The following is a 14,113-nucleotide window of genomic DNA, read 5'->3' on the forward strand; positions in this document are numbered from 1 at the left end:
CATGAAAAACAGGGCCGCGCGGGCCCTGTTTTAGCTTGCGTAGCGCGGGCTTAGCGCTCTGCCGCCGCTTTCAGGTTGATCAGGCCCTTCTCGAAATCCTTGCCGATCATCCTGTCCATGCTGACGAAGACCGTCATGACCTTGCTGACGTACGGGCTGGGGCCCGTCATGGTCCAGTTCACCTTGGTACCGTCGCCCTCGGGCGCCATGCTGAAGGTGGTGGTGTTATGGCTTTCAAACGGCTTGAGGAAGTCCAGCTTGATGACGGTGCGCTCGGGCTGGGCCGCTTCCGTGATTTCCATGCGGCCGGCGCCCACCTTGTCATTGCCTTGCCACGCATATTGCGCGCCCAGGCCGTTGGCCGGTCCCGTAAACGTGCGGCGCATGGCCGGATCGAGCTTTTCCCACGGCGACCAGGCGGCCCAGTAGTGGAAATCCGTGATCAGGCCGGCGATTTTCTCGGGCGGGGCCTTGATGGTGATTTCACGCTGGACACTGAAGGTGTCGGGTTTGGTGGTGGCATAGCCGAGGATGGCGGCGACGACGACGACGATCAGCAGCAGGGTTTTTTTGATCATATGCTCTCCAAATCTTGAATGGTCGATGCGAACGAATCAAGGCAATCTTAGCAGATATGAATGGCTGTGCGCTGCTTGTTGGCCTTTATTTGCGCCAGTTCGGTGCAGGGCCGCCTGCGCGCGCGCCTGCATGCCCGTTCGCCGCCGCGCACGCCAGGTTCATGCCGGTTTGTGGCGGGCGCCGCCGTCCGCTAGAATGCTGGCCTGCAAAGATTTCAAAGGGAAATATGATTCATCGATCGATCGCCAGGCTGACCCTGGCGTGCGGCCTGCTGGCTTCCGCCTTTGCCGCGAACCTGGCGCATGCCGATGCCTGTCCCGCCCATTATGTCGATGGCCGCAAGCCGGAAATCACCAACCCCAAGCTGGATGTGGCGACCAAAGAGCTGTGCTACACGGTGTTTGGCGTGATGCACTCGGGTATCACGCGCACGCCCCTGTGGTCGGCCGAACACTTGACGGCGAACAATCTCGAAGCGGCGCAGGACCTGTCGCGCGAAAACTCCTTCCATGCCGAACGCCAGCTGCCCGCCGCCCAGCGCGCGGAACTGGCCGACTATGCGCGCAGCGGCTTCGACCGTGGCCACATGGCGCCGAACGGCGACATGCCGGACCGCAAGAGCCAGCGCGACAGCTTTACCTTGGCCAACATGGTGCCGCAAGACGCGCGCAACAACCGCTATGTGTGGGCCGGCATCGAAGGCGCCGTGCGCAAGATGGCGAAGAAAGAGGGCGACCTGTACGTGATCACGGGGCCGGCTTTTATCGGCGGCAACCTGCGCAAGGTGGGAAGAGTCATCGTGCCCAGCCATCTGTACAAGGCCGTGTACAGCCCGCGCCAGCGCGCCGGCGCCGCCTATTTCATTGAAAACGTCGATACCAAGGCGTATGAAGTGCTGAGCATTGCGCAACTGGAAGACAGGATCGGCATCGATCTGTTACCGTCGCTGACGCGGCAGCAAAAGCTGCGCATGCTGAGTTTGCCGAAGGTCAATAGCAAGTCCAAAAAATAATCCGCTTGAGAGGAAGTCATATGTGCGCAAAGAAATTCGTCCCCTACGCCAATGAAAGCGATGTGCTGGAAATCGGCGGCCTGAGCATCGAAAACCGCGTCGACCGCATCAGCATCAGCGGCGACATCGACCTGACCCTGGACAAGCCGGGCCTGGCGCTGGCGAAACAGCTGCAAAAACTGCTGGGCGACGTGGTGGCGCAGCTGGAAAAGCAGGAACTGCCCGACCAGCTGCCGCCGCCCCAGGTGATGTCGGTGGCCAACCCCTTCGAGTGACCGTCTACGGCGCCGCCTTGGCGGCGCGATAGTAGCCTTTCCGGCTGAGCTCTTCCGGCGCATTCGCCACTTCATACGCGCTCAGGGCGATGGCGATGGCCGAGTATTGCTGCGCCGCGCCGAAGGGATGCACGTTGTCGTACGTGTCGAGCACCGTGTGGTGCACGCGCGCATAGTCGAAATCGCCGAGCACGGTAAATTTCGGCGTCGGCACGCCATGCAGGCTGAAGACGGCGTCATCGCTGCCGGCTCTCGCGCTCATCGCCTTGCCGGCGTCGCGCGGCACGTCATTGATGGTCGCGGCGAAGCCGAACACGGGATGCACGTCTTGCAGGGCTTGCTCGACCCGCTCAAAGACCGGCTTCCACGCCGAGGGGACAGCGATGCCGTCGATGGCGCCAGGGCGGCCGTCGCGGTTGAGCATCATGACGATATCGTTCAATTCGCCCGCATGGCGCCCGGCAAATGCGAACGCGCCCTTGCGGCCGATCTCTTCCGCGCCAAAGGCCACCAGCATGATGGTGCGGCGCGGCCTGGCTCCGGAAAGCGCCAGCAGGCGCATCGCTTCCAGCATGGTGGCCACGCCGCTGCCATTGTCGGCGGCGCCCGTGCCGCCGTCGAAGCTGTCGAGGTGGGCGCCGATCAGCACGATTTCCCCGGCTTTTTGCGTGCCGGGAATGCGGGCAACGACGTTGTGATACGTCACCGGGCCCGGATAGAACCAGTTGCGGATGTCGAATTCCAGGGTGACCGGTTCGGCACGTTCCAGGCGCTGGCGGATGTCGGCGTATTGCGGCGCGGCCAGCTTGATGTCGGGCAGGGTGGGCAGGGCCGTCCACGTGGCGGGCGCCGCGCTGGCCGCATACAAGGGTTCTTCGCCCGCCTGGATGGTGCCCAGGGCCCCCGCCTGCATCAGCACCCGGGTGATGGCCCTGGGCTGGTGGAGGGTCTTGCCGTCGCGCCCGCCACCGCTGTTTTCGCCGCCGCTCAGCACCCATTTCCCCTTGAATTGCGCAGCGCGTGCCTGCGCCTCTTCCAGGGTGGCCGGCCCCAGGATGGCCAGGCCCTGCTGCACGCCGCGGGTGCCGGCCGTGTAGGCGGGCGTCGCCATGCGCAAGGGCTGTTCCCGGGGCGCCAGCATCCTGCCCGACCAGGGGCCGCGGTTGAAACCGACGGACATTTCACCGGCTTCTTCCAGTTCGGCTTGCACGCCCCATTGCCGCAGCTGCATGCGCGCCCATTGCGCCGCATGCGTGTAGGCGTCGCTGCCAGCCATGCGGCCGCCGAAGCGGTTGCTCAGGATGTCGAGCCAGTCCATCGCGCGCGGGTCGCTCGTGCCCAGCGCCACGATCCGGCGCGCCGTGGCGTCGCCCGAGGGAGATGGCGATGCCGCGATGCCGGCATGCCTGCCCGATAGCGTGGCCAGGAAGGCGGGCAACCGGTCCTGCTGGCGTGCCGCCAGCGCCGCATCCAGCTTCGCGGAACGGTGCAGCTTATCCTGGCGCAACAGGGTTTCGTAGGCGTGCAGCACGCCCTGCATGCCCGCCAGGTCGCTGGCGCTCCGCTGTGCTGCCTGATCCCCGTGTTCGATCTGGAAGGCCATCACGCTGACCATGTACTGGAAGCGCAGCGCTGCACGCGTGGCTGCCTGGGGTGCGGTGTTCAGCCAGTCATCGGACGTGCTGGCCGCCAGCGCGAGGTCGGGAATGGCATCGACCCATGCGCTGAGCCAGGCGCCGTCGCGCTGCTGCACGCCCAGGGGATCGTGCTGCGCCTCTTCTGCCATCCGCACCACGCGCGCGCGCTCGGCCGGCGTGGACGGGCCGCGCGCGCCGCTGCCTGCCGCCGGCGGCGCGGCCGGCTGCGGTGGCGCTACGTAGCGTTCCCGCAGCCGCGTTCCCGTCACGGGCTTGGGTTCGTTCTCATCGGTTTCGACCAGGCGTTCGCCGCTCAACACGCCACCTTGGGCTTGCAAGGTCCAGCGGATCGTCACATCGGCGCTGATGTCCTGGCCGTTGCGCCCCGTGCTGACGCGCTTGGCGCCATGCCTGAAGACGGTGCCAGCAGGGCCGGCCGTGCCATGCACCGTGCGCGGCGGCGAGAGCTGGCCCTGCTCGTCGAGCCAGGATATTGTCGCGCGCATGCCGTCCTGTTCTTCGGTTATGTCGAGGATGCCCGTGTCGATCAGGTCGACCTCGACGCCATTCGTCGTTGTCGTGCCCGTTGCTGTCTGGAACTGCCAATGTCCGGCAAGTGCCGGCGACTGGGCGTACAGGGCGCCCGGCAGCGCGGTAACGGCGAGGGTACAGCAGGCGTAAATGTGGGGCGGGAGCAGATGCATGGATATCCTTGTCCTGTTTTCACTCGGGGGTGTCGAAAACATTATGGGGATAAGCAGATTGCCCGGATGCGATTTCCGACCAAGGCGGGGATTTGCGGCTTGAAGGGGCGTTTTGCTGCGCCGAAGGCGGTCTGCAGGCGCATGCGACAACCGCATCCGACAAGCTGCATCGGACGAGGTTGATCGAGATCAAACGCTTATTTGGCGAACGCCTGCGCCGCCGGCGTGACGGTGACGGCTTCCGGCTTGATGCCCAGCTTCATCGCGCCGATGACCTTGTCTTCATCGAGCAGCGCCTGCGGCTTGTTGCCGTCGTACTTGATGGGAGAGAACGCGTCGCTGACGAGCTTATCCTTCAAGCCCGCCGCATCCTTGGCGACGATCACCACGGACAGGTTCTTCGCCGACAGGTGCTGCCGGATGGCGCGGTTGACGTCTTGTACCGTCAGTTTGGCCAGGCCGTCACGCATCAGCTTGGTGAACTCGGGCGTGCCATACCATTGCGAGTCGAGCGCATAGCCCAGCTGCTGGTCCTGCGTGGAGGTCATGACAAACACGTTCTTCATCAGGTAGTCGCGCGTGGTGGCGAAATCGTCCTGCGTCAGGCCGTTGTCGATGAGCTTGCCCAATTCCGTCAGGGCCACGCGCAGGGCGAAGTGGGCGTTGTCCGGCGCCACGGGGCGGATCCAGATCTCGAATAGCTGCGCCTTGCGGCCCAGGTTAGGATTCGGGAAGAACTGGTACATGCCGCGCGGGAAGGCTTCGATGTACGCGTAATCGCCGTAGTTCATGCCGCGGAGCTCGCGGATGCGCTGGTACAGATAGGAATTCGAGGCGCGGTGCTCGCCCAGCCACGTTTTCGCCAGCCACAGGGCGGGGAAGTCCGGGTGCGTGCGCGTCACGTCCAGCGGCAGGCCGAAGGAAATCGCCGTGGCGCGCGTGTTCTTTTCGATGATTTCCACTTCCAGGCCCTGCGCCTTGCGGCCCGCGGGTGTCACCGTGGCAGGCAGGCCGGGACCGGCCGGCAAGCTTGCCAGCGCCTGCGTCAGCGAAGCCGTCATGGCGTCGGAGACGTCGCCGGAAATGCCCACCTTGACGGCGCCTTGCGCATACGCGCTCTTCCAGAACTGCTTCACGTCGTCCAGGGTGATGGCGTCGATGCCGGCCACCGTGCCCAGCACGGGATGGCCGTACGGCGTGCCCGCGTAGACGTTCGTCTGCAGGCGCTCCTTGGCGAACTCCTCTTCGTTATTGTCCTTCAGGTCCAGCAGCAGCGCGTTGCGCTGCGCATCCTTCAGGCGGCGGAAGTCGTCCTCGCGGAAGCCGGGCGAGAGCAGCAGGGGCAGGGCGATGGCGTTGAACTGGGGCCAGTTATCCTTGTGGATGGAACCCGTAAACGTCGTCATTTCCTTGTCCGTCTGCTGGGAAAAGCTGCCGGCCAGCGGGAACAGGGCCTGGTTGACCTCGTCGATCTTGCGCTCGGACGAACCGCCCGACGCCACCATGGCGGCCGTCAGCGCGGCCAGGCCCTCCTTGCCCTGCGGGTCTTGCGCGGAACCGGCCTTGAACAGCAGCTTGTAGCGGATTTGCGGCAGCGCGGACTTTTGCACCAGCACGTCGAACTTCGCGGCCGAGGCGGCCGGCAGCAGGCTGGCCAGCGTCGGCGTGGCGGCGATGGCCGCGGCCATCGGCTGGTGCGACAGGGTGGTCACCACCAGGCCGTCGTCCGTCAGGTATTTGCGCGCGGCGGCCTGCAGGTCGGCCGGCGTGAGCGTGTCGATCAGGCGGTAGTACTGGTTGATGGTGGCGTACGAGCGGTCGAAATGCACGAAGGAGGCCAGGGTGCCGGCGATCTGTTCCGTGTTGTCGAGCGAGCGGATCAAGCCGTATTTTTCCGCCGACTTGGCGTCCGCCAGGTCCTTCTCGCTGACGGGCGTGTCGCGCAGCTGGGCCACGGTGGCCAGGATGGCGTTGCGCACGTAGACGGCGTCGTCGATGTTTTTCACGCGCGCGCCGATCACGGCCAGGGTGGGATCGACCCGGTCCGGCGTCATGTCGAACAATTGGTCGACCTTCTGTTCGTTCTGCACCAGGCGTTTATATAAAGGCGAGGTGCGGCCGAACGACAGCGACAGCAGGGTGGCCAGTGCCGCCTGGTCCTTGTCCTGCACGGAAAAGGCGGGCGCGTGGAAGCCCACGGCCACCCACGGCAGGGTCGGCGTGGGCCAGGCCACGTGCTTGTAGACGGGGCCGTGCGGCTTTGGTTCCACGGGCACGGCCGCCTGTTGCTTGCCGCGCTGCCAGCCGCTCCAGTATTTTTCCACCAGCGCGATCGCCTGCTGCGGCTCCACGTCGCCCGCGATGATGATGGTGGTGCGCTCGGGACGGTACCAGCGGTCGAAGAAGATTTTCGAATACGCGTACTGGTTCGGCATGTCTTCGATGTCCTGGATGAAGCCCATCGTCGTGTGCTTGTAGGTATGCGTGGTGTAGGCGCTGTCGCGCATCACTTCGAACAGTTTCGACACGGGATTGGCGCTGTTCTTGTTGTACTCGCCCAGCACGGCCCGCGATTCCGTCTTGAACGCGTCTTCCGCGTAATCGAGGTGCTGGAAGCGGTCCGCTTCCACCTTCAGCACGGTTTCCAGGTCCTGCTTGGCAAACGTCGTGTGGTAATTGGTCAGGTCGTCGCTCGTGTAGGCGTTCTGGCGCGCGCCGGCCCGGGTGATCACTTCCTGGTATTTTTCGGGCGGATAGGCCTTGGTGCCGCGGAACATCATGTGCTCGAAGAAGTGGGCGAAGCCGGACTTGCCCGGCTCGACTTCATTGCGTGACCCCGTCTGCACGGGAATCTGCAGCGAGACCAGGTTGGGGAAGCCGGTCGGCACGATGATGATTTTCAAACCGTTGGGCAAGGTTTTTTCCGTCGCCTTGAATGGCAGCAGGTCGGCCTTGCTGGCGGCGGCGCTGTTGGCGGCGGCCGGCTTGACGGGCGCGGCGGCCAGGTTCGACGAGGCCATGGCCGACAGGGCCAGGGCGAAAGCGGGGATAAACAGGGGCATGGCTCTTGACACGGGGGCTCCTTCTTTTTTTGGGAATGTGGAAAGTGCAACGCCGCAGCATAGAATATTCATGCCGCCGTGCATAGGGCTTTTGCACGGCGGCGCGGGGCAAATTGAAAGTCGGGCCGCGGCATGCGTGCCGTCAGGTGGGCCAGGAAGTCGCGTCTGGCGGGCAGGAACATGCGGAGATACACGGCATCGTGCGCGGCGTCACGGTGGTAGATGACGCGGATCTCAGCGCACAGGCGTTGCCGCACATCCATGCCGATTTCGCGGGCGGTCTCAGGCTGGCGGTGCCATGCGCGTATTGCTTCCCTATGTGAGCGTCGTTTCCGGCAGGCTGATGCGGTTGCGGCCCAGGTGCTTGGCGCGGTACAGGGCGCAGTCGGCCGTGTGGATCAGCTGCCCCAGTTCCGTGCCGGGGCCGGGCAGGGCCGTGGCGGCGCCGATGCTGACGGTGACGCAGGCGCCGTCCGCGCGCTTGCGCGGCAGTTGCAGCCGCTCCACGCGCTGGCGGATGCGCTCGGCCACGATGGCCGCGCCTTTCAGCGACTGGTTCGGCAGGATGACGGCAAATTCCTCGCCGCCATAGCGGGCCACCAGGTCGTTCGTGCGCATTTCGCTGGCCACGGCGCCGGCCACCTTGCGCAGGCACAGGTCGCCCCCCTGGTGGCCGTGGCTGTCGTTGTACTCCTTGAAATTGTCGACGTCGACCATCAGCAGCGACAGGGGCTGGCCTTGCCGCTGGGCGCGCTGCCATTCGGCGAGGACGGTGTCGTCGAAGCAGCGCCGGTTCGCCAGCCCCGTCAGGCCATCGCGCGTGGCCAGGCGTTCCAGTTCCACCTGCGCGCGTTTCTCGTCGGTCATGTCGCGCAGGGTCTCCACCACGGCGACCAGTTCGCCCACATTGCCGTGGATGGGGCTGGCATCGACGGCCAGGTAGCGGCGCCGCCCCGTGCGCGGCATGTCGCACCAGTTTTCCGCGCACAGATTGGCGCCCGTGCTGCTGCGGTATTGCTGCTGGACGTGCAGCGCGCGCATGTCGCCGCCCCGCCCGGCCAGCAGCAGGTCGGCCAGGGTGGGGCGCTCGTCGTTGTAAAAGCAGCGGCCCGGCTCGGTCATGCCCAGCACTTCGCTGGCCGGCACGCCCGTCAGCTGCTCGCAGGCACGGTTCCAGATCATCACCCGGCCATGCACATCGAGAACAAAGGTGGGCACCACCAGCAATTCCATCATCTTGACGGCGAAACCCTGGGCTTCATCGTGGGGCGATGCGCTGGCGTATGCATGGCTATCCGGCATGTAAGCATCCTTCATGGGTGAATGGGGCGGGCTCGTTGGCCATGATGCAGCGTGGCGGGGCGCAGGGTGTTGATCTTGAGCAATATTTATTGTGCACGACTATCAGTTGCGGACCGGGGACCCGTCCGGACAGGCGGCCAGCGGCAGCGACAGGCGCAAGGTGGTGCCGGCGCCGCTGAGGCTTTCGATGTGCAGGCTGCCGCCGGCGGCAGCCACGCGTTCATGCATGCCGGACAGGCCGCAACCGAGGCGCGGCGGCGAGCCCGGCAGGCCGACGCCGTCGTCGCTGATGCGGCATGCCAGGGTGCCGCCCACTTGTTGCAGGCACAGCTGGACATGCGAGGCGCGCGCATGGCGGGCAATATTTGCCAGCGCTTCCTGCAGCGCATGGTACAGCAGGGGGGCGTGCGCGCTGCCGGCGCTGGCGTCGAGCCGGTAATCGCAGCTGCAAACGATGCCGGTACTGCGCTGGAAGTCCGCCAGCAGAGCGTCGCATGCCGCGTGCAGGCCCGCATCGAGGGCGGGCGGGCGCAGGTCGTGGATGACGCGGCGCAGCGCGGCGATGCTGAGGTCGATATTGTGCGCCATCATGGCCAGTTGCCGCGCCACCAAGGGCGTGGCGCCGTGCGTGCTGGTCTGCAGTATGGACAGGTCGATTTTCAGGGTCAGCAAATGCTGGCCCAGGTCGTCGTGGATATCGCGCCCGATGCGCAGGCGTTCCTGCTCGCGGGCCTTGCGCTGCTCGCAGGCCAGGCGCGCCTGCCCGGCATCCGCGCGCTGCTGTTCCAGCGCCTGCAGGCGCAGCGCCAGCCGGTGCTGGCGCCACAGCAGCAGCGCCAGCGCGCCCAGCAGGAGGGCGCAGGCCGTCATCAGGGACCAGGACGGCTCGGCCTGCGCCAGCGTGCCGGCGGCGTGGCCCGCGCGCAGGGACGCGAGTGCGCTGGCCGCCAGGCAGACCAGAATGCTCGGGCGGTACGGCAGGCGTAGCCAGCGGTGCAGCATGTGCTTGCTCCCTAATTGTTTTCCATCAGGCAATGTTCTTACGGAAAATATATTAACCGTGGGTTATTTATATTGTCTAAACGCAAAAGCTGCGCAGTTAGGCCCGCCGCTGTGGCGTTCTTGCCCGCTGACGCAGCCGCATCAGGCGGCGGCCACGGCATTTGCACGGGAAGTGTCGCGGCGGCATATAATAGAGGGTTGTCAATCGGCTTTTGCGGTTCCGGCGGCATGCGCCGGCATCGCTGCGTACGCCCTGCGCGAGGACGCCAGCCAGCTCTTAGGAAATACAGTGACTTATAGCATCAAAGAGATTTTTTACACCCTGCAGGGCGAAGGTGCGCACGCGGGCCGTCCGGCCGTGTTCTGCCGCTTTTCCGGCTGCAACCTGTGGACGGGCCGCGAAAGCGACCGCGCCACGGCCGTGTGCCAGTTCTGCGACACGGATTTCGTCGGCACGGACGGCGAACTGGGCGGCAAGTTCAAGACGCCGTCCGAACTGGCCGCGCTGATCGACAGCCTGTGGCCGGCCAGCCATGCCGCCAGCAAATACGTGGTGTTTACGGGCGGCGAGCCGCTGCTGCAGCTGGACACTGCCCTGATCGACGCCATGCACGCGGTAGGTTTTACCATCGCCATCGAAACCAACGGCACCTTGCCCGTGCCGGCCGGCGTGGACTGGATCTGCGTCAGCCCGAAGATGGGTTCCACCCTGGTCGTGCACAAGGGTAACGAAATCAAGGTCGTCATCCCCCAGTTCCAGCAAGACCTGGCCGCCTATGAAGGCCTCGATTTCGAGAACTTCTTCGTGCAGGCGATGGATGGCCCCCTGGCTGCGCACAATATGAAGCTGGCGATCGAAACGTGCAAAAGCAATCCGAAATGGAAGCTGAGCCTGCAAACCCATAAACTCCTGCAAATACCTTAAAACAAATAATATGCTGACTATCACACGCAAGCTCGAATTCGACGCGGGCCACCGCATTCCCGACCACAAGAGCCAGTGCCGCAACCTGCACGGCCACCGCTACACGGTGGAAATCACCCTGGTCGGCAAGGTCATCGAAGCGGAAGGCAATTCCGACAATGGCATGATCATGGATTTTTCCGACGTGAAAACCCTGGCCAAGCAGCACCTGGTCGACGTGTGGGACCACGCCTTCCTCGTCTATGAAAAGGACACGGCCGTGCGTGACTTCCTGGCCAGCCTGCCCGATCACAAAACCGTCGTCATCGACCGCATCCCCACCGTGGAAAACCTGGCGCGCATCGCCTTCGACATCCTGAAAGCGGCGTTTACCGACCATTTCGGTACGGGCTTGCACCTGCATAAGCTGGTGCTGCATGAAACGCCGAACTGCTGGGCAGAAGTGACCGATGACTGACACGCCTGACAGCGCCGCGCCAGCCGTGCATGCGGACGACGCGCGCTACATGCAGCTGGCTCTTGAACAGGCCCAGCACGCGTGGGACCTGGGCGAAGTGCCCGTGGGCGCCGTCGTCGTCAAGGATGGGGAAGTCATCGCCGTGGGCTACAACCAGCCCATCGGCCGCCACGACCCCACGGCGCATGCGGAAGTGATGGCGCTGCGCGCCGCGGCGGAAAAGCTGGGCAACTACCGTTTGCCCGGCTGCGAACTGTATGTAACCCTGGAACCGTGCGTGATGTGCTCGGGCGCCATGCTGCATGCGCGCCTGGCGCGCGTCGTGTACGGCGCTGGCGACCCGAAGACGGGCGCCTGCGGTTCCGTGCTGAACCTGTTCGAGCAGCCGGCGCTCAACCACCAGACGGCCATCGAGGGCGGCGTGCTGGCCGACGAGTGCGGCGCCTTCCTCCGGCGTTTCTTTGCCGAGCGCCGCCGCGCGCAGGCGGAAGCGCGCAAGCTGGCCACTCCCCAGGGCTGACGCCAGCCCGGGCAGGGCAGGGCCGCCACGGCCTTATCCCGCGTGCCACCCTTGCCAGCCATTCCGGCTGGCATTTTTTATAACTGTTGCGAAATAACATCTGTCCAGACCGCCTCGCCATTCTCAAATGAGAATGATTCGTGTTACAGTATTGTTTTCGCCAGCAAACTTTCCCCTTACGCATCGTTATCGATCCGGGTTCAAGAGCCAGCCTTCACTCTTCCACCGGATCATCATGACTACAGTGCTTCTGCAGCGCACCGCTGCACCCGTCGTATCCCCAGTTCACCTGCCTGTCCGCCGCCATAACCTGGTGCTGCGTGCTGCCTTGCTGGGCCTGTTCGCCGCCCCCATGCTGCCCGTGGCCGCGCAAAACGCCGCCATCAATGCGGGCACGGCCGCGCAGGAACCGGCCAAGCTGCCCGTCTTCCCGGAAATCGTCGTCAATGCCAAGCAGGACTACGAGCGTCGCGCCGGCACCAAGACGGTCATCACGAGCGAAGACCTGGAACGCCGCGGCGTGACGGACATGGGTGGCATCGTGCGCTATCAGCCGCTGATCAGCACGCCAATGGCGGCCTCGGGCGCCGGCAGCGTGTGGGACGGTTCGGGCAACACGGGCTACAACATCCGCGGCCTGGAAGGCAACCGGGTCAGCCTGGACGTGGACGGCATTGCGCTGCCGGACGCGGCACCGAAGCCGGATGGCACCACCTTGAACGCCTTCGGCACGGGCCGCGACTATTTCGATCCTGAAACCTTCCGCGAAGTGCGCATCGATTCGGGCACCACGGCCGCCAGCGGCGCCAATCCCGGCCTGGGCGGCAGCGTGGCCTTCATCACCAAGTCGCCCGAGGATTACCTGGGCGAAGGGGTGGACCATTATGTGGCGTATAAATACGGCCGCGCCACGGCGGACCGCAGCAATGCGCATACCCTGACGGGCGCCGCCAGGATCGGCGCCAATCTGCAGGGCCTGGCCGTGTACGTGCACCGCGACGGCGAGCAGACGGACAGCCGCGGCAGCGCCCCCGTCAATCCGGACGACTGGCATTCGAACGCCTTGCTGTCCAAGCTGGTGTGGGCCTTGCCGGGCGAACAAAAGCTGGACTTGACGGTCGACATGTTCGAGCGCAAGAACAAGCGCGATCTGCGCAACAAGGTCAGCACATATTATCCGACCGGCGTGCAGCAGGACTCCACCACCAGGCGTACGCGCGTCAGCCTGGGCCACGACGTGGCGCTGAAGGACTTCGCCCTGTTCGACCGCCTGACGTCGAAGGTGTATCTGCAGAATGCGAAAATCGATGACAGGACGCAAGGCCGCTACACCTTCGGCAGCCCGTCGCAGCGCACCATCGACACCAGCTTCAAGAATGACAGCATCGGCCTGACGTCGGAAGCGAGCAAGCAGCTCAACGCCGACAATGCGCTGCTGTACGGCGTGCAGCTGGAGCAGAGCAAATCGCGCCGGCCATGGATGGAAGACCGCACCATCATCGCCACGGGCGTGCACCAGATCACGCGCAAGAACCGCATGGCCGACATGGACAGCACCAAGGTGGCCGTGTACGTGCGCGATGACTACGGTTTTAATGTGGGCGGCAAGAAAGCCGTGCTGACGCCGGGACTGCGCGCCGACTACCGCAAGCTGGAACCGAAAAACCTGCAAAACTATGTCATCGCCGTGCCGAATGCCGCCAAGGAAGTGCGCAAGGAAAGCGATACCTATTTCACGCCGAGCCTGAGCCTGTCCGTGGAAGTGCTGCCGCAAATGAATGCCTATGCCACCGTCACGCGCGGCACGCGCCTGCCGACGGCGGCCGAGCGCACGGGCACCTATGATTCCTTCAGCTACACGGGCACGGGCACGGGTTATGCCGTGCTGGGCAATGCGAATCTGCGCAAGGAAACCAGCCAGGCATACGAGCTGGGCTTGAAGGGCGACATCGTCAGGGGCTTGAGCATGCACGCCTCCGTCTACCAGACGGAATACAGGAACATGATCGAGTACGTGGCGCAGGAAGACGATCCCGTCAACTATCCCACCATCGTGCAGGGCCTGTTCCGTCCGGAAAACATCGGCGATGCCCGCACCTGGGGCGCCGAGCTGAGCCTGCGCGCGGAGCTGGGCGCCTGGTCGCCCGCCATGCAGGGCTACCGCGTCGACCTGGCCACGGGCGTGGCCAAGGGCCGCTCCTTCAATACCCAGACGGGCCAGAGCGGCGGCCTGGCCTCGGTGGCGCCAGCCAAGACGGCGCTGACCTTCGGCTATGACCATGCGAACCAGCTGTTCGGCCTGGAACTGACGGCCTTGCATGCCGGCGAGAAACAGGCGCCGAACGACCTGTTGATGGGCACGACCGCGCCGCGCTACAAGGTGCCGTCGTACACCATCTTCGACCTGTCGACCTACTGGAACGTGCACAAGAACGCCAAGATCATCGTCGGCGTGTACAACTTGACGGATCGCAAGTACTGGGATTACGCCGCCTCGCGCAGCCTGGCGGCCGGCACCACGGCGGCCAACCGCGCCGAGATCGAGCGCTACGCCAAGCCGGGCCGCAACGTTGCCGCCAGCCTCAGCATCAACTACTGATTTTTACCGGGGAGGGGTGCTTGCCCCTCTTTTTTTCCA

General features: G+C 64.8%; 12 protein-coding genes. 6 read left to right on the top strand and 6 right to left on the bottom strand.

Annotated elements, in window-relative coordinates:
• Positions 1 to 50: 50 nt before the first annotated feature.
• Positions 51 to 578, bottom strand: a complete 528-nt coding sequence (locus GCN74_RS04720; protein WP_152255571.1) for an SRPBCC family protein — start codon at positions 576 to 578, stop codon at positions 51 to 53.
• Between the two features lie 227 nt (positions 579 to 805).
• Here GCN74_RS04720 and GCN74_RS04725 point away from each other — a divergent pair, with 227 nt between their 5' ends.
• Positions 806 to 1,591 (top strand): DNA/RNA non-specific endonuclease, encoded by a 786-nt coding sequence (locus tag GCN74_RS04725; protein WP_152255572.1) that lies wholly within the window; start codon positions 806 to 808, stop codon positions 1,589 to 1,591.
• Between the two features lie 20 nt (positions 1,592 to 1,611).
• Complete coding sequence (locus tag GCN74_RS04730; protein WP_152255573.1) at positions 1,612 to 1,866, top strand: hypothetical protein; 255 nt, start codon at positions 1,612 to 1,614, stop codon at positions 1,864 to 1,866.
• A gap of 4 nt (positions 1,867 to 1,870) precedes the next feature.
• On the opposite strand, the gene GCN74_RS04735 is transcribed toward GCN74_RS04730, so the two are convergent.
• The 5 genes from GCN74_RS04735 to GCN74_RS04755 all read right to left on the bottom strand — a co-directional run bounded on the left by GCN74_RS04735 (position 1,871) and on the right by GCN74_RS04755 (position 9,573).
• Positions 1,871 to 4,207, bottom strand: coding sequence for a M28 family metallopeptidase (locus GCN74_RS04735; RefSeq protein ID WP_193316968.1), 2,337 nt, complete (start codon positions 4,205 to 4,207; stop codon positions 1,871 to 1,873).
• A gap of 197 nt (positions 4,208 to 4,404) precedes the next feature.
• Positions 4,405 to 7,281, bottom strand: a complete 2,877-nt coding sequence (locus GCN74_RS04740; protein WP_226938866.1) for a M16 family metallopeptidase — start codon at positions 7,279 to 7,281, stop codon at positions 4,405 to 4,407.
• Between the two features lie 56 nt (positions 7,282 to 7,337).
• A complete protein-coding gene (locus tag GCN74_RS29185) occupies positions 7,338 to 7,532 on the bottom strand; it encodes a hypothetical protein (RefSeq protein WP_152255575.1) in 195 nt (64 codons plus the stop codon).
• Positions 7,533 to 7,584: 52 nt separating this feature from the next.
• Positions 7,585 to 8,571: a diguanylate cyclase gene (locus GCN74_RS04750; protein WP_152255576.1), complete on the bottom strand. Its 987-nt coding sequence runs from the start codon at positions 8,569 to 8,571 to the stop codon at positions 7,585 to 7,587.
• A 102-nt stretch (positions 8,572 to 8,673) separates the two neighbouring features.
• Positions 8,674 to 9,573 carry a sensor histidine kinase gene (locus tag GCN74_RS04755; protein WP_152255577.1) on the bottom strand — a complete coding sequence of 300 codons (900 nt, stop codon included), beginning with the start codon at positions 9,571 to 9,573 and terminating at the stop codon, positions 8,674 to 8,676.
• Between the two features lie 289 nt (positions 9,574 to 9,862).
• On the opposite strand from GCN74_RS04755, the gene queE reads away from it, so the two are divergent.
• The 4 genes from queE to GCN74_RS04775 all read left to right on the top strand — a co-directional run bounded on the left by queE (position 9,863) and on the right by GCN74_RS04775 (position 14,074).
• Entirely contained in the window at positions 9,863 to 10,498 is a 636-nt protein-coding gene (gene queE / locus GCN74_RS04760; protein ID WP_152255578.1) for a 7-carboxy-7-deazaguanine synthase, read from the top strand.
• A 10-nt stretch (positions 10,499 to 10,508) separates the two neighbouring features.
• Positions 10,509 to 10,955, top strand: coding sequence for a 6-carboxytetrahydropterin synthase QueD (gene queD, locus GCN74_RS04765; protein ID WP_034755997.1), 447 nt, complete (start codon positions 10,509 to 10,511; stop codon positions 10,953 to 10,955).
• Positions 10,948 to 11,475, top strand: a complete 528-nt coding sequence (gene tadA, locus GCN74_RS04770; protein WP_152255579.1) for a tRNA adenosine(34) deaminase TadA — start codon at positions 10,948 to 10,950, stop codon at positions 11,473 to 11,475. The genes queD and tadA overlap by 8 nt, the downstream gene beginning before the upstream one ends.
• Positions 11,476 to 11,710: 235 nt before the next feature.
• The gene (locus GCN74_RS04775) at positions 11,711 to 14,074 is read left to right on the top strand and encodes a TonB-dependent hemoglobin/transferrin/lactoferrin family receptor (RefSeq protein WP_152255580.1); all 2,364 of its coding nucleotides are present in this window, start codon (positions 11,711 to 11,713) and stop codon (positions 14,072 to 14,074) included.
• The last annotated feature ends 39 nt before the right edge of the window (positions 14,075 to 14,113 follow it).

This window comes from Janthinobacterium sp. FT14W, from assembly GCF_009208755.1.
Lineage (GTDB): Bacteria > Pseudomonadota > Gammaproteobacteria > Burkholderiales > Burkholderiaceae_D > Janthinobacterium > Janthinobacterium violaceinigrum.